This is a genomic window from Streptomyces sp. NPDC039465, from assembly GCF_055639315.1.
The window spans coordinates 78,952-93,975 of the sequence record NZ_JBVKAP010000014.1; the positions used below are offsets into that span (position 1 = coordinate 78,952).

At 68.2% G+C, this 15,024-nt stretch carries 16 protein-coding genes and 5 pseudogenes; 15 read left to right on the forward strand and 6 right to left on the reverse strand.

The window, feature by feature from the left end; genetic code table 11:
- Positions 1–105 precede the first annotated feature (105 nt).
- The 3 genes from ACZ7LT_RS32390 (at position 106) to ACZ7LT_RS32400 (ending at position 2,740) form a co-directional block, all read left to right on the forward strand.
- Complete coding sequence (locus ACZ7LT_RS32390) at positions 106–729, forward strand: TetR/AcrR family transcriptional regulator (RefSeq protein ID WP_471239678.1); 624 nt, start codon at positions 106–108, stop codon at positions 727–729.
- 91 nt (positions 730–820) lie between these two features.
- The gene (locus ACZ7LT_RS32395) at positions 821–1,375 is read left to right on the forward strand and encodes a recombinase family protein (RefSeq protein WP_471239679.1); all 555 of its coding nucleotides are present in this window, start codon (positions 821–823) and stop codon (positions 1,373–1,375) included.
- 699 nt (positions 1,376–2,074) lie between these two features.
- Positions 2,075–2,740 carry a chymotrypsin family serine protease gene (locus ACZ7LT_RS32400; RefSeq protein WP_471239680.1) on the forward strand — a complete coding sequence of 222 codons (666 nt, stop codon included), beginning with the start codon at positions 2,075–2,077 and terminating at the stop codon, positions 2,738–2,740.
- A gap of 27 nt (positions 2,741–2,767) precedes the next feature.
- Here ACZ7LT_RS32400 and ACZ7LT_RS32405 read toward each other — a convergent pair whose 3' ends face one another.
- Complete coding sequence (locus tag ACZ7LT_RS32405) at positions 2,768–3,256, reverse strand: YjfA family protein (protein ID WP_471239681.1); 489 nt, start codon at positions 3,254–3,256, stop codon at positions 2,768–2,770.
- Positions 3,257–3,416: 160 nt separating this feature from the next.
- Complete coding sequence (locus ACZ7LT_RS32410; protein WP_471239682.1) at positions 3,417–3,677, reverse strand: hypothetical protein; 261 nt, start codon at positions 3,675–3,677, stop codon at positions 3,417–3,419.
- 268 nt (positions 3,678–3,945) lie between these two features.
- Between ACZ7LT_RS32410 and ACZ7LT_RS32415 the strand changes: the two genes are divergently transcribed.
- Positions 3,946–5,046, forward strand: coding sequence for an LUD domain-containing protein (locus ACZ7LT_RS32415; RefSeq protein WP_471239683.1), 1,101 nt, complete (start codon positions 3,946–3,948; stop codon positions 5,044–5,046).
- Positions 5,047–5,076: 30 nt separating this feature from the next.
- Here the strand turns inward: ACZ7LT_RS32415 and ACZ7LT_RS32420 are convergent.
- A pseudogene (locus ACZ7LT_RS32420) lies at positions 5,077–5,196 on the reverse strand (IS5 family transposase); the annotation flags it as partial.
- Positions 5,197–5,216: 20 nt separating this feature from the next.
- On the opposite strand from ACZ7LT_RS32420, the pseudogene ACZ7LT_RS32425 reads away from it, so the two are divergent.
- The 3 genes and pseudogenes from ACZ7LT_RS32425 to ACZ7LT_RS32435 all read left to right on the forward strand — a co-directional run.
- Positions 5,217–5,573: pseudogene (locus ACZ7LT_RS32425) on the forward strand (Cmx/CmrA family chloramphenicol efflux MFS transporter); the annotation flags it as partial.
- A gap of 79 nt (positions 5,574–5,652) precedes the next feature.
- Positions 5,653–5,865 (forward strand): annotated as a pseudogene (locus ACZ7LT_RS32430) (N-acetyltransferase); the annotation flags it as partial.
- A gap of 56 nt (positions 5,866–5,921) precedes the next feature.
- Positions 5,922–6,749 (forward strand): SDR family oxidoreductase, encoded by an 828-nt coding sequence (locus tag ACZ7LT_RS32435; protein WP_471239684.1) that lies wholly within the window; start codon positions 5,922–5,924, stop codon positions 6,747–6,749.
- Between the two features lie 152 nt (positions 6,750–6,901).
- Here ACZ7LT_RS32435 and ACZ7LT_RS32440 read toward each other — a convergent pair whose 3' ends face one another.
- The 3 genes from ACZ7LT_RS32440 to ACZ7LT_RS32450 all read right to left on the reverse strand — a co-directional run bounded on the left by ACZ7LT_RS32440 (position 6,902) and on the right by ACZ7LT_RS32450 (position 9,863).
- Positions 6,902–7,150 carry a hypothetical protein gene (locus tag ACZ7LT_RS32440; protein ID WP_471239685.1) on the reverse strand — a complete coding sequence of 83 codons (249 nt, stop codon included), beginning with the start codon at positions 7,148–7,150 and terminating at the stop codon, positions 6,902–6,904.
- Positions 7,151–8,046: 896 nt separating this feature from the next.
- A complete protein-coding gene (locus tag ACZ7LT_RS32445; RefSeq protein ID WP_471239686.1) occupies positions 8,047–9,135 on the reverse strand; it encodes a hypothetical protein in 1,089 nt (362 codons plus the stop codon).
- 269 nt (positions 9,136–9,404) lie between these two features.
- A complete protein-coding gene (locus tag ACZ7LT_RS32450; RefSeq protein WP_471239707.1) occupies positions 9,405–9,863 on the reverse strand; it encodes a DNA-processing protein DprA in 459 nt (152 codons plus the stop codon).
- Positions 9,864–9,923: 60 nt separating this feature from the next.
- Here ACZ7LT_RS32450 and ACZ7LT_RS32455 point away from each other — a divergent pair, with 60 nt between their 5' ends.
- The 8 genes and pseudogenes from ACZ7LT_RS32455 (at position 9,924) to ACZ7LT_RS32490 (ending at position 14,987) form a co-directional block, all read left to right on the forward strand.
- Positions 9,924–10,217, forward strand: a complete 294-nt coding sequence (locus ACZ7LT_RS32455; protein WP_471239687.1) for a hypothetical protein — start codon at positions 9,924–9,926, stop codon at positions 10,215–10,217.
- Positions 10,214–10,624, forward strand: a complete 411-nt coding sequence (locus ACZ7LT_RS32460; protein WP_471239688.1) for an ATP-binding protein — start codon at positions 10,214–10,216, stop codon at positions 10,622–10,624. Before ACZ7LT_RS32455 ends, ACZ7LT_RS32460 begins: the two co-directional genes overlap by 4 nt.
- A 256-nt stretch (positions 10,625–10,880) precedes the next feature.
- Positions 10,881–11,087 (forward strand): hypothetical protein, encoded by a 207-nt coding sequence (locus tag ACZ7LT_RS32465; RefSeq protein WP_471239689.1) that lies wholly within the window; start codon positions 10,881–10,883, stop codon positions 11,085–11,087.
- Positions 11,088–11,141: 54 nt separating this feature from the next.
- A pseudogene (locus ACZ7LT_RS32470) lies at positions 11,142–11,306 on the forward strand (hypothetical protein); the annotation flags it as partial.
- A 55-nt stretch (positions 11,307–11,361) separates the two neighbouring features.
- Positions 11,362–11,613, forward strand: a pseudogene (locus ACZ7LT_RS32475) (ATP-grasp ribosomal peptide maturase); the annotation flags it as partial.
- Between the two features lie 516 nt (positions 11,614–12,129).
- Positions 12,130–13,857 carry a CRISPR-associated endonuclease Cas3'' gene (locus ACZ7LT_RS32480; RefSeq protein ID WP_471239690.1) on the forward strand — a complete coding sequence of 576 codons (1,728 nt, stop codon included), beginning with the start codon at positions 12,130–12,132 and terminating at the stop codon, positions 13,855–13,857.
- A gap of 79 nt (positions 13,858–13,936) precedes the next feature.
- Entirely contained in the window at positions 13,937–14,434 is a 498-nt protein-coding gene (locus ACZ7LT_RS32485) for a hypothetical protein (RefSeq protein WP_471239691.1), read from the forward strand.
- A gap of 97 nt (positions 14,435–14,531) precedes the next feature.
- Positions 14,532–14,987, forward strand: coding sequence for a hypothetical protein (locus tag ACZ7LT_RS32490; RefSeq protein WP_245235374.1), 456 nt, complete (start codon positions 14,532–14,534; stop codon positions 14,985–14,987).
- The last annotated feature ends 37 nt before the right edge of the window (positions 14,988–15,024 follow it).

The following is a 15,024-nucleotide window of genomic DNA, read 5'->3' on the forward strand; positions in this document are numbered from 1 at the left end:
CGGCTTCCATGAATCTACATTCAGTGAATTTAGATTCATGGAACTGTGATTCACTATGATGAGGGTGAGGGCGACACGTCAAGCCGAACAGGAGCCGCCGGGAGCATGGGCGTACGCAGGGAGCAGGCCGCCGAGACCGAGGCGGCGCTGAAAGAGGCGGCGCGGCGGCTGTTCGCCGAGCGCGGCTACCTCGACACGAAGATCACCGACATCACCCGCGAGGCCGGTCGCGCCACCGGCTCCTTCTACGCCCATTTCGCGGACAAGAACGCCCTGCTCCAAGCGCTGATGCAGGACATGGACACGCAGGCCGACGCGGAGATCGGCGCGGACGGCCACCCGGCCGACCACGATCTGACCGACGGCAGGCAGCTGCGCGAGCATCTGGCCGTCACCTGGCGGGTGATCCGCGACCATCTGCCGGTGGTCGCGGCCCTGATACAGACGAACTTCGCCGGCCCGCCCGGCGAGGGCCGCGCCTGGGCGAGCCTGACCGGGGAGACGGGCACCCTCCGCGAGCACCTGGAGTGGCTCCGCCGACGGGGCCACCCGCTCCCGGGCGACCCCGAGCTCGTCGCCGCGGCCATGGGGGCGATGGTCTCGATGCTCGGCTACGCCGTCATCACCGCGGGGGAAGGCGGCCCGCAGGTAACCGACGAGGAGATCGTCGACACCCTCACCGCCCTGCTACTGCACGGCCTGGCCGGACCTACGCCGAGCACCAGCTGACCGGCCGACATGAATCAGCGGCACCCGACGTGAGAACTCCCGGGCGGGCTGAGAAGTGTCGGCAAACGAACGTCTGCCGACAGTCACTCCCGTGATCACGAACCCGCAGGTGGGCAGTGTCGGCAACTCGCGTCGCATCCATGTCGACGTCGCCAGCGGTGCGAAGGCGTCGCGCCCGAAGCTCGACCTCGTCATGCAGCTGCTGCGCGAGGGCGACACGCTGAAGGTCACCCGGCTTGACCGGCTCTCCCGCTCCGTGCTGCACCTGGTGACCCTCGGCGCGGAGCTGCGCGAGCGCAGCATCGGGCTGCACGTCATCGAACAGGGCATCGACACCGCCACCATGGAGGGCCGCGCGATGTTCGGGATGTTGTCCGTGCTCGCCGAACTCCAGCGCGAACTGATCGTGGCGAACACGAACGACGGGCTCGCCTCCGCGCGCGCCCGCGGGCGGGTCGGCGGACGCCGACCGAAGCTCACCGAGGACCAAGCCGCGCTCGCCCAACTGCTCTACGACGAGCGGGAGAAGACCGTCCAGCAGATCGCCGACATGTTCGGCGTGCCCCGGTCGACGGTGTACGGGCACCTCGACCGAGAGAAGACCGTGCCCCGTCAGCCGAAGAAGACAGCCGCCGCGAAGCCTTGAAAGCTACCAGCGGTTACTTGCTCCCTGGTGTCTGAGCTAGGACTCCGGGCCCAGGTCGTGGCGCCGAGGCGGTTACTGCACGCGCCGACGTGCTCATGTCTCCACAATCCAAGATGTCACGGAGACCTCCTGTCGCAACACGGATCAATGCCGCCGGGCGCGGTCCACTCGGCCGTGCGAGCTTCGGCAGTGGGGGTGGAGGAGGTGTCCCATGCCACGGACCACCTAACCGCCGCCGGACGACTCCGCCCGGTCTGGTGAACAGGCGGAAATCAGGGATCTGGGGTACTTGCTCGACCGAGCGGCCCTCGACCCGGACGTGTTCCCGGCCGACCTGCTGGAGGCGCGAGCCGGGATCTAAGCAGCGCTGAGCAGCCAGGGGGAGGAACGCAGCGGAGTCAAGTCGCCCGAGCAGCTGACCGAGACGACCAACATCCAGGGCGTCGGCATCGGGAGGGCGAGACCGTCGGACTGCGGCGCGCGGCACGATGCCGTCGAGCCGGGGCAGTGGACCCTCACCACATACCTGGACCGGCCGAGGAACGCCGAGGACGTCGAAGCGGTGCTCGTGGAGCGCATGGGGGTACGGGCGGCCGGCTCGGCGGCGTCGCCGTCGCCGTCGTTCCGGTCGTCACCGGCCCGATCCTGGCGCAGTCGTTCTCCTTCAGGCAGCGCCCGGCGCCCGGCGGCATCTCCCTCGTGAGCGTGCCCAATACGCTCAACATCGGCACGCTGGGTTGTCTGTCCAGGGGCCGGTCGGCCACGCGGGACATGCGCACGCTCATCATCGGCTGCAACCACATCCTCGCCAACAGCAACCAGGGCGCGCTCGGCGATTGCGTCGTCCAACCTGCCGCCGGTGACTTCGGCAACTGCGAGGCGGACCTCGTGGCGGTCCTGGAGCGCTTCGTCCCACTGGAGTTCGGTGGTCCGATCAACGTCGTCGACTGTGGCACGGCGTGGGCGGTCGCGACCAATGTCAGCCCGAGGGTTCTGACGCCGAGCCCGTTCGGCCCCTTCGAGATTCCCATCAGCTCGACGACCGCGGCGGCGACCGTGGACATGCCCGTCGCGAAGAGCGGTCGGACGTCGGGGGTGACGACGGGCCGTGTCCGGGAAGTGGGCGCCTCTCACTGGGCCGGAGATCCCTCGGGCGCCCAGGTGTTCTTCTCCGGTTCGATCGTCATCGTGGGGGATGGCGGTCCGTTCAGCGCGGTGGGCGACTCCGGTGCGATCGTGTGGACCCTGGACCTGATCCGTCATCTGGTGGGCATGGTCTTCGCCGGGGAGATCAACGGGTCGAGGAGCTTTGCGAACCCCATCGACATCGTCACGGAGGCCCTGGACGTCTTCATCACGGCCTGACACCCAGCCTGACACCCGGTCTGAGGCTCAGTAGAAGATCGTGCACTTGGTTCCGGTATCGCCCGGAAGGTGGTCGAATTCCGTACACGCCTGAGCCTTGAGGTTCTTGTCGTTCACCATCGGCGTGTACACACTGGTCCCCTTCCAGGGCATGAACGTGATGCTCTGTACGGCTACGGTGTGCCCGTCGTTGTCCACGGTCCGCACGTAGGCTCTGTCGCCCGGCTTCCCGAACCAGAGCTGTGCCCAGGCCGCCCTGCACTCTGCGCTGTAGCGCAGTCTGACGATGCGCCCGTCCAGTGCAACGTCGTCGATCGTCACTGCGTCGTCGACGCAGTGGGTCTCGATGGGATCGAGGCCGTAACACGAGGTGGCGAAGCAGGTCGCCGGGGCTTGCGCCGGTATCCCCGCCGCCGCTTCCGGCGTGGCGTGAGCAGGGGCGGAAACGGCTGAGGCGGCCGTCGCTGTGATCAGCACCGCGGCGAGCGCCACCGCCTCGGAGCCGTGCGGCGCCATCCTGTCGACGTACCTGCGTAGCTGTGGGCCAGTTCCGAGGACCATCTGCTGTTCTCGGTACGGCCTGACCGGATTCCCGCCCGCGGGCGCGCGGGGCGGCTGGTGGTTGGCTTTCCGCCGCAGCACCATCGCGGAGGCGCATTGAAATCGGCTTGGGTTGTCAGCTGAGCCAGTGGCGCCAGCGGGCTGCCGGCGGCTCGCAACGACCTGACGCGACCATGTCCTGGTAGGCACGTTCGTCCAATGCATCCCAGGTCACTTCCTCCCCGTTCCCGGAGAGGGGCTGTCCGTCACCGTCGGTGAATGCGGAAAAGGCGACCTGGCAGTCAGCAGGGCGCACGGTCTGGGTGGCGAACCACCCAAACGCAGCGACGACGACGCAGCAGGCCAGCAGTATTCGGGCGCGACGGTTGTGCTTCACCAGCCGCATCCTAGGTCGCCCACACGACTTCCGACCTCGGGGGCAGCCTGCCAACCAGGGCCTCCTCGTCCTGGTCGTCGTTGCCGACGTCCGCCTCGCTGCGGTCCGCCACACCACCTGTCGCCTGACGTATGCCCGCGTCCCCTGGCTGCGGTGAGGCAGGGCTTAGGACTGTGAGGCCGACGCGCCACCTCACATTCCGAAGCGCTGGCTCGTCGTAACGGTGTCGTACCGGCGAGGGCGACGACGAGACGGAGAGGGGACTTTGATGAACGACTTCCAGGCGATCGCGGACCGCGTCGAGATCGAGGCACTGCGCGGGGAGTTCACCGACGCGGCGATGATGCGCGACCGGCCCCGACTGGCGTCGCTGTTCACACCGTACGGCGCCCTACGCATGCCCAACATCCCCGCCGAGTTCATCGGCCGCGAGGAGATCCTTGCCGGGGGCGAGCGGCTGCAGAGCCAGTGGGACTTCTTCGTACAGACGACACACCCCGGTACGGTCCAGGTCGACGGCGACACCGCGACCGGCCGCGCCTACATTCAGGAACTCGCGCGCACCTTCGACGGACGCCAGGGTCTGAACTACGCCGTCTACCACGACCGTTACCAGCGCACCGATGAAGGCTGGAAGTTCGCCGAGCGGGTGTACGAGGTCAGGTACCTCGACACCTCACCGCTGGCGGGCACGGCGCCCCGCGCTGCGCAGGGCTCCGGGGCTGACCCGGCACACGTCGCGGCCACCACGGCTCCGGCCGCGTCCTTCACCGACCCGGCGACGGCCGAAGAACTGGAGCGGGTGGCCGCCGCGCTGCGTGCAGGCGGCTTCGCCGCCGAGATTCTCGAGGACGCCGCGGAAGCGCGCGCCCGCATCAAGGACCTGGTCCCCGAAGGCGCCAGCGTGCTCACCGGAGCCAGCGAGACTCTGCGACTGTCCGGCATCGATGAGGACATCAACGCCAGCGGCCAGTACGACGCCATCAGGCCCCGCATCATGGCCATCGACCGGGCCACCGGTGCTGACGAGATCCGAAAGCTGGTCGCCAGCCCCGAATTCGTCGTCAACAGCGTCGCCGCGGTCACCGAGACCGGCTCGCTCATTCTTGCCTCGGGAAGCGGCAGCCAACTCCCTGCCAACGCGGGCGGCGCCGACCACGCAGTCTGGATCGTCGGCGCGCAGAAGGTGGTGCCTGACCTGAGCGCAGCCCTGCGCCGCGTCGAGGACCATGCCCTCCCACTGGAGAACGCCCGCGCCCAGAGGGTGTACGGGAGGCCCAGCGCCGTCAACCGCCTGCTCATCCTCAACGCGGAACCCCGCCCGGGGCGCGGCACCGTGCTGCTTCTCCGAGAGGCCATCGGATACTGACCCGGCCCAGGGGCCGTTCGACTCACGGGCTCAGAGGCAGTCATTGAGGGCGGCGATCTGGAGGGCGGCTTCGTAGCGGACTGCGAGCTTGTCGTACCGGGTCGCCACGGCCCTGTGCCGCCTGATGCGGTTGATTCCACATTCGACCGCAACCGGTCCGGGTCCGCCACCCGCTCCTGGCGGTACTGGCCAACGAGCCGGTCGCCCTGTTCACCCTCATGTTCGTCCAGGGAGCATTGTCGTTGGCCACGCGCACAGGGCGCCATGCAGCGCTGGGCAGCACGCTGATCACGCGGGTCCTCTACGAGGCCGCAGAAGCTCCCCCCATGGCAGGCTCGTATGCCACCGCCGCACTCAACATCGGCGCCACCACCGGCCCCCTCATCGCCGCGACCACCCTCGGCACCCCAGCCGGGAACCTCGGACCGCTGTGGGCAAGCGCACTCCTCATCGCTGTCGCGCTGCTCATCGCGTTCCCGCTGCGCACTGTGGTTGGGGCTGCGCGAAGCGCCGAGGTGTTCCAGTGACGCATACGAACGCTCCCGACCCAGCCCCGCCCGACGTTGTGAGCAGCCCAGGTGGGGGTGGAGAAGTACAGAGCCCCTGCCGGGGCGTTCCGGCAGGGGCTTGCCCAAGTCCGGGCATTCCCGGCAGCAGCAGCCCGAAGGGCTGACGCTGTGGACGTTCCAGGTCAACGCAGCCGCGCAGCGGTTCTACGAACGACACGGCTTCATCGCGGTCGAGCGGACGGACGGGCTGCGCAACGAGGAGCGTGAGCCGGACATCCGCTACGTCTGGCAACCGCACCCGACACGCTGATGAAGGCGGTCACCCGGACCCGGGTGACCGCCTTCCTCGTTGTCTACGGTGTCGCAATGACAGTTCTGATCGTCGGCGGCAGCGGCTTCCTCGGGACCGAGCTGGTCCGGCAGGCGAGAACAGCAGGGCACACGGTGGTCGCGACCTACGCGACCAAGTCCGGCGACGCCTCCCCAACCACGTGGTACCCCCTCGATCTGCGGGACGCGGAAAGCCTGGACGCCGTCATGGCCGAGGTCAGCCCGCATCTCGTCCTCAACGCATCGAGCGGCCTGGCCGACTGGCCAACCACCGCCCAGGGCCCCATCCAACTCGCGATGGCGGCAGCGAGGTACGGAACCCGCATGGTCCACGTGTCGAGTGACGCGGTGTTCTCCGGCGCCGGAGTCCACTACGACGAGTCCACTCTCCCCGACCCCATCACCCCGTACGGCGCGGCCAAGGCCGCAGCAGAGACCGGGGTCCTCGCCGTGCATCCGAAGGCCGCTGTCGCCCGCACATCGCTGATCATCGGCCACGGACGTTCGGTGCACGAGAAGGTCGTACACGAACTCGCCGCCGGCACTCGCGACGGCGTCCTGTTCACCGACGACATCCGCTGCCCAGTGCACGTCGCCGACCTGGCCGCCGCGCTCCTGGAGCTGGCAGCGTCCGACGCGGCCGGCATCCACCACCTCGCAGGCGCTGACGCTGTGAGCCGGTACGAGCTCGGCATCCTCATCGCCGAGCGGGACAGGCTCGACGCCTCCCGGCTACCCACGGGCCTGCGGGCCAACAGCGCGCTGCCCGGTGCGCTCGACGTACGCCTCGACAGCAGGGCGACACAGCGAATCCTGCGGACCACACTGCGCGGTGCCCGACAGTTCTGCATCGAACCCGCGTGACCTCGTCGGCCCATGAGCGAGCGGCCGGGTCCTACCAGAACCTGGCCGCTCTGCTGTTCACGCAGGGGACGCTGATCGTGGCCGACGAGGTCGGATACCTCCCCGTCGAGCCCCAGGCCGCGAACCTCTTCTTTCGGGGCGTTTGCGGCGTGTCAGGCGGCGTGGCGGATCGGGGAGCGTGAATCGCGCAGCGGGTCCCAGTGAAGCCGATAGCCGGAGGCGGCCTCGCTCCACACGTACTGCTCGTTGTGGGTGCGAGTCATTCCGAAGTCGTATAGTGACGGGCTGCCTGCCTGCTCCCACTGCTCCCAGCCGCAGATGACCATATCTATCGACCGGCGCGGGCCGCCCTGCCGGACCAGGCGGTGACCGTCCTCCGGCGTGGCGGTGAGCAGGCCCATGAGGACACGCCGTCGTGGAGCCAGACCACCGGCCCGTCGTCCTGCCCCCGGAGGAGATCCGGATCTCAGGGGGCAGCACCCGCAGCGCGAACTGCAGGCTGAGGTCGGCCAGCATCTCCACAGGTCGCGAGAGGCCACCCTCATGGGTGGCCCGACCGTTCGCGTACGCCTCGTGCAGTTCCCGGCCCTGGTCGGTGCCCTCGGGACGGCATGAACGTCCCCAGTCCCTGGAACCAGCCGGTGGCGGAGCGGCCGTCGGCGGCGACGGTGAGCGCGACGTCCCCGAGCCTTCCCCCTGGGGTGACGATCCGGCCTCCGGGGCGAGTCTGTTCCATCCAGGCCCAAGGCACTGTGTCCATGGCATAGGTGGCGATCACCGGTCGAACGGAGCCCCCGCTTTCGCCATGGCGCCCGCTGTGGGCAGGCGCTGCCGGGCGGCGGCCCGAGGCAGGCATCGACCTCCACGCTCGTTACCATGCCTGCCCCGGCTCGGGCTTCCAACAGCCTGGCGTTCCAGTCGGCTTTGGTACCCAGCTCCAGTATGCGGTGGCCTGCGTCGAGCATGCGGGAGTCGAGCATGTGGGCGACGACCGATGGAATGAGAGGCTCGAGATGGGCAGACCGTCGATGATCTGAGTGACGGTGGAGTCGTAGGGCCGCCGTACACCGCCCGCCCCCCACTCCTCAGGCGGTTCGCTGCGGTCCACCGCGGCCCACGCCTCCCCGGACCACACCCAGTCGCCGGCGTGAACCAGTCCCGTGGGCGCGCGGCGGCGGCCGGGCGGACCAAGTCGGCCTCGCCCGGCCAAAGGCCTGCAGCCTCCATCGCGGCGTCCAGCAACTGCGCCCCTGTTTGGCCTCACGGCCGGGCAGGGGCGCTTTCTGCGGTTCCGGGATCAGATTGCGTCGAGCAGATGATCGTCGAGGTCGGCGACGAACGACTCGCTTCGCCAAGGCCGGAGCTCACGACGCGCCTGCCGAAGACGCAGCATCGCAACCCGGCTGCCCGTGCTGGACGCGGCGTTGACGCAGTCGTGTAGAAGCTCGGCAGCAGCGCGCGGATCGTCGAGCCGAATGCGCGCGAGTGCCTGATCGGTGGTGACGATTGCTCGCTGTACTTGTTCACGCGGAGCAGTGAGTGCGGCGGCTGACCCGGCAAAGACGTCGAGCGCCTTGACCGGGTCGCCGACGTGCAGCTCGCATATGCCCTCAAAGCCGCGTAGGTGTCCGGGGGTGAAGCTGCTCGCCGAAGGATCGCCGTCACGTGGGGCATCAAGGTCGTACGCGGCGAGGGAGAGAGCGGCTTGTGCGTGGCGCTCCGATCCAGCCCGGGCGGCGATTTCCGCCTGCAGGGCATGCGCACGGGCGCGCACGATGAGGCTGTCGCCAGCACGAGCGTCGCGTACAGCGGCGTCAACAAGGGGCCGGGCACCGTCGAGCCCCTGGGGCGAGTACAGGGTGACCAGGGCCTGACTGATGTGCACGACGGCTCGCTGCCATGGGACGAGGCTCCCCGCTGCCGTGGCGGCCTCGGCATACAAGCCTCTTGCGGCCGAGTCGTCACGCGTCTCGAACGCCATGCGACCTGCCAGCGTGTACGCCCTCGCGGCTACGCTGCGCAGACCCGGGTCGACGGGGCATGGGACCTTTGCAGCGAGCAATCGGCGGCCCGACTCGACGACGGGGGCGAGTAGCAACTGCAGCCGTACGAACGGCACACTGCCCACTTGCGCGTTGACGTCTGCGACGGCGCTGTTCATAGCGGCGATCAGCGGCTCGTCGACGTGCTCGGGGTCGGTCAGTGCCGCTGTCATGGCGTGTTGTGTTGTGGGTCCGAGCAGCGCGAGCAGCCCGGCGCCGCTGTCCGTGGCAGTGCGCACGAGCAGTGCACGCAGCTCGGCGAGGCGCCGCTCGCTCTCGCCGAGGTGTGCGAGCGCGTCGAGGAGCGGCGGCGTCGCTGCCGGGCCCGAGTTGGTACTGCTCATCGGATGTGCGGGCGTAAGCGTGCATGAGCAGCAGTTGGTAGCGCTCGCTCGGCAGGAGAGGCGCGGTCAACGACTCCCACCGAGCGACCGTGCGCTGCACGCTTGCGGCTGTGCTGTCGAGGGGCTGCCCGAGTCGGGTTGCCGCGTCGATAATTGCCCGTGCCGTGTCGGCGAGCGACCAACCGCGAGACTGGCGCAGCCGTTTCAACGTCACGGCCCCGGCGCTCTTTAGGTGCGCGCTCATGTGCACATGATGCCTGCGATCGGTGTCATACGGGCACGATAAGTCGAGGTTTCCCGTGCTCGGCAGCATGGTTAATCGTCTGCCACGTTCCAGATGTCCCCGGCGGGCCGTCGAGGGGGAAGCCAATGACTATGTCGCTCCGGTCCACCATCCATCGATTGCGGGCGTAGTAGGCCGGCGTGCGTACCTCTTCGGCTCGCAACTCGACCACCTCGTCGATCCGGTGGCGGCAGCGGCTGATCGCCTGTCGGGCCTCGGCCGGTTGCTGCTCGACGGTCCCAGGGGCGACGACGGTGATCTTCGAGTGTGAGTTCCCAGCGAGCCACAGCAGCGACAGGCTGTCGATGCCTTTCGCGCCGCCGATGTAGAAGTGCGCCTCTGCTGTGGCGAAGGGTCCGAGGTATGCCGCGAAGAGTTCGGCGTACGAGGCTGCCTCGCGGTGGCCGGTCGAGCGTGTCCCCGTAATGGTGACCGTTCGCAAGATCAACTCCGTGTCATAGGTTGTCAGATCCCAGCTCGGGCCGGGCTGCGGTGAGATCGATGCATGGACGCGAAGACCGCACCACCGGTCATTCTGGCCGACCAACTCGTCGACTGCGGCCTGTCCGTAGAATTTGCGGACGATCAGTCGATAAGCGTGACAAACCCGCTCAACCGTACGTTGTCCGAGACCGTATGTGCGGAGGGCGAGGCGTACGTGACTGAGTGGGGGTACGAGCTCGGCTCGCGCGGCGACGAGAACGGCACGGCACAGCGGCGCGCCTTCCTGCTCGCCATGCCCGGCAAGCCCATCCCGAGCACTGACGGCACACCGGAAGAGACGGGCGGCGAGCCATGACAGGCACCGCGACGAAACGCTTCCCCCACCACGACGCTGCTGTCCCGTGCGCCCGCGCATGGGTCCGCAAGACCCTCGCCGGCTGGCACTTCGCGGACCGCGCCGACGACGTGCTGCTGTGCGTCTCCGAGCTCGCGACCAACGCAGTCCAGCACGTCGACGAAGGCGGGTTCCTCGTCGAGCTGCGCGCAAGCGAGCGAGGTCTGCGAATCGAGGTGCGCGACAGCGGGGAACACGTGCCGTACGTGCGGCGGCCGACCGCCGAGGAACACGGCGGCCGCGGGCTGCTGCTCGTCCAGGAACCGGCCGACGACTGGGGCATCGACACCAGCGTGACGCCCGGCAAGACGGTGTGGAGCGAGTTCAAGACGGCCCCTATCTCAAGAACGGAGACCCGCGCATGTTGAACGGACCGCACCTGACCATCGAGCTGAACGAGACACTACTGCGACGTCTCAAGCCGGTTCACTGGGTCGACCGCACGACGCCAGCAACGGCGTACGTACTGCTCGCGCACCCGCCCGAGCTCAGTTCGGACAGCTCTGCCAGCATGGAGGCACGGATGCGCGGACTCGCCGCAGCGCTGCGGCTGTCGACGCCAGACCCCGGCGCGGTCGTCCCGAGCCTGCACCGCCGCCTACACATGCACCAAGGCAACTGGTCGTGTCGCTCGATGGCTGCGCGTTCGACATGAGCATCCCGATTGGCGGCGACTGGGCGAAGTTCGTCCGCTCGGGGGCACAGGTGGTCGTCGCTGTCGGGCTCGACCCGCTGCCGTCCGCGGCGCCGAAGACGACGGTTGCCGCCTACATCGCGAGCCGCTGGTACAGCGGTCGAATTTTGGTGGGCGCGACCCGGGCCCCCACCTAGACCCCGGTCGCAGCCGTAGGTTGCCGCCCAGCTGCGACCGGCGGACCACAGCACATGCCCGTTCCACCATCAACGGAGAGGAACACCGTGCTCGTTCACGCCGACCGATTCCCCACCGGGTCGCCGCTGCCGCAGGGGACCATCACGCCGCTTCCCTTTGGGGCGAAGCGCTTCGCGCCCTACCCGACCGCCCCGGCGCCCGATTACGTGCGGGTCGAGTTCGACCTCGTCACGCAGACCGGCCGCTACCTCGATGCGCACGGCGTCGTCGTGAGACGCACGATTCGCTATCACACAGGCTCGCTACGGGCTCGGCGGGGTGCTCACCTCGCTGCCCGACTGTCAGTACGTGAACCACCGGGGCCGCATCTGCGACGCCGAGCACAAGCCGGCCGGGCTCGCCGCCGCGGCGGCGAGCGGCTTCACCCTCCCGCCCACGCTGATCACGAACCGGCCCGACGACGCCCGCGAGTTCATCAAGGCCGAGGGGCCCTTGATCTGCAAACGGCTGTGGGTGTCGCTGTACCAAGGCGTGTGAGGAGCGGATCACCCCCGCCTGCGCGGGGACCACGATGCCCACTGTGGGTAGCACTCCATGAAGACCGGAACACCCTCGCCTGCGCGGGGAAGACGTTCAGGCCCTGGTGGCCCTGATCAACGGCGACGGAACACCCCCGCCTGCGCGGGGAAGACTCTTCCTGACCTGGGGTTTCAGGCGCTCTTTGCCGTTTCTTTGCCTGTGGCTGGTCTGTCTGTCATGCCTGCATTGTGTCAGAGCGTTTGTGCCGCTGGGGGAGAGGATTTGGTGGCTGCTCTGCTTGGTGTGACCGGTCGTTGTCAGTGCCGTGTGGTGGACTTCGGCGGTCTGCTTTTCGTTGAGGAGGTCGCCTGTGGTTGATGCGCGTATTCAGGGTAAATCTGGCGGGTTAGTTGAGCCTTACGCGGTCATGGGGCATCTGGTGGACACGGCGTTCGTGTGCGGGGCAGTGTGGGACGGTGTGCTGCCCAGGGGGCAGGGGCACGCCTGGCCGAGGGCTTGGGGTTGAGTGAGGCGGATGCGCGAGCGACGGTGATGTTCTGGGCCGGCCTGCATGATCTGGGCAAGATCACGCCGCAGTTCCAGGACATGATCCTCAAAGCGCGGGCTGCTCATTGCGGTTTCCTCGGGGAAGTGAAGTACGCGCATGATCGCGACGCGGACAGCAGGACGGCGCCGTTGTGGCACGAGTACGCCTCGCATGCGGCATTGCCCTCTCTGCTGGCCGCGCTCGGCTATCCGAAGTCGGGCCGTCCGGCCTCGTTGCTGCTGACGCAGGTCGCCCAGGTCCTTGGAGGGCACCATGGGCGCTATCCGCGGGACAACGAGCCCCAAGATCTGCGTAATCCGTTGGAGAGGTGTCCCGAACTGGGCGCGGGGGAGTGGGCGGAGCAACGGAAGGAGCACGTGCAGGCCCTGTACGGGGTCCTCGGCTGTCCGCCAGTTCCCCAATCGCGTGCGCTTGCGGTGACGGAAGCGGTGGTGATCGCGGGCATGGTGATCGTGTCCGACTGGATCGCCAGCCAGGAACACGTCATCGTCGGCCAGCAGAAAGCCGCCGCGGGTGGTGGAGGCCTCTTCGCACTGCCGGGCCTCAAAGCGCAGGCGCACCGGATGGAACACCTGGCGCCGAAGCTGCTCGATGAAGCCGGCCTGGGTGCCGTCGCATTCAAGGAAGGCGGGTTTCGTGACCTGTTTCCCGCAATCGACAGGCCGCACCCACTGCAGCTCAGCGTCGAGGCCGGGCTCGCGGCGGCGCGGCCTGCCGGACCAGGAATTCTCCTCGTCACCGCTCCTACCGGAGAGGGCAAGACGGAGACCGCTCTCTATGCGGCGTCGGTGATGGGAGCGGCCTGTGGGTCCAGCGGGGTGTTCTTCGCTCTGCCCACACAGGCAACGGCCAACCAGATGTACGGGCGCCTGGCGGAGTTCGCCCGCAGGAATCTGCTCGCGTCCTCTGAGCTGACCCTCCTGCACGGCGCGGCAGACCTCTACACCCCCTACGCTGACGCTACCGCTTCAGCGCAGGAGTCCGGCGCGGTAGAGCCGCGCGTGCTCTCCGACCACACCCCCGACGGCCTTCGCGCTTCAGGTGTCTCGGTCGAAGCCGGCCGATGGCTGCGTACCCGTGGGCGGGGAATTCTCGCACCCCTGGCTGTCGGCACGATCGACCAGGCCCTCATGGGGGTACTGCCGCTCAAGCGGAACGCACTGCGCCAATTCGGGCTTGCGGGGAAAACAGTGATCATCGACGAGGCCCACTCCTACGACGCCTATACGCACGCCCTCATGCTCCGATTGCTGGAATGGCTCGGAGCTTTAGGGGTGCCCGTGGTGCTGCTGTCAGCGACACTCACCGGGACCATGGCCAAGGGCATGATGCACGCCTACCTCTCCGGAGCAGGCCCGAGTGCAGCCAGGCGTGAACTGCCCGCTCCCGCCTACCCCGGCTGGATCTATGCAGCCGCGGACGGCTCGGTCACAAAGCCCGCATCGCCGGTCGTCAGCGAGGAGGGACGCGCGCTCGAGATGGAGATCCGGCCCGTGCGACGCACAACCGATCCCACCGTGGTCAACGGCCGCATGGCCACACTGCTGGCAGCGCTGGAGGACGTGGCCGATGCGGGGGGCTGCGCGGCAGTGAGCCTCCGCCAACTTGAAGTCGCAGGTCAAAGGGCTGGTGTGACCGGTTCTCGTGGCACTCGTGCTGGTCACGGGCGACTGTCTGAGTAGTAGATCGTCCGTCAGCGCGGTCGGCGCCTGAGTCGAAAGGCGGTCGACGGGACCATCTCGTGCAGGGGATCATGCGTAGGTGTCGCCGATCGAAGCCGCAACCGATGACCTGCAAGACCTCGCTGTTCTCTGGAGTATCGGAGAGGCCCATGCTCACGATGTCGTCGAGGTTGCCTGCGCGGCACTCGTTGCCGGACTAGACAGCCCGGCACTGCGCATTCTGGCCGGATACACACGTGCCGAGGCGGAGTACGACGTTCCCGACCTGCTTCCCGTCGTACTCGACGAGCTGGACCTTGTGTTCTACCCGCGCGACAGCGAGGCCGGGCAGGACGCTGCCGTGCGGGCGCTCGCGCACCAGATGCTGGCGGGCCGGCTGACGCCGCGAGAGCTTGCTATGCGCATCCACCAGCGGTTCGGCCACCAGCTACCCCTGGCCGAGCGCCTTGCTGAGCTTGATGACGAGTACGACATCGTCGAGTACGGGAACAGGACGTTGGCCCAGCTCGATGCCGAGGTCACGGCCGAAGCTCAGCGTCTGGCGCATGGTCGGCCCGACCAGAACCGACATTCGTAGCGATCGAGCCCTGAGCAAGCGGTCGTCAGCAGAGGCAGGTAGCTTAACTGTCCGGTTCTTGCTCGCCGTAGTCCGGCAGCCTTCTACGATCCGGTGCATGCTGGATCCCGAGCTGCTGGAACGGATCACCGCGCGGCGCGCGGAACTGGACGAACTCGAAGAGCAGCTGGTCAAACAGCTGGCGGAAGTGCGGGCCGAGCGGGACGAACTCGCCGTCGCCGAACGCGTCCTTGAACGGATGACTGGGCAGCTCGCCGAGGAACGTTCCTCAGCCCGACCGATGCCGGGGCAAGTGGCCGGCCGGGCGGTGATGCTGATCCCGCACCGCGAGCCGGGAGTGGAGGAGGACGCGCTGCCGTGGGACTACCAGCGCATCATCGCCGCTGTGCGGCAGGCCGCCGGACCGGTCATGGCCCGTGAGGTCGGCGAGGTGGTGGGGGTGGACGTCAGCGTGCGGTCCAAGCTGGAACCGCTACGCAGCAAGCTGGTGAGGCTTGTCGATCGCGGCTGGCTCCGGAAATTGCCCGACGGCCGGTTCACCACCCGTCTGTGACCGGGAGCACTGCCACTCGGAGCTCCTCGGCACGGGC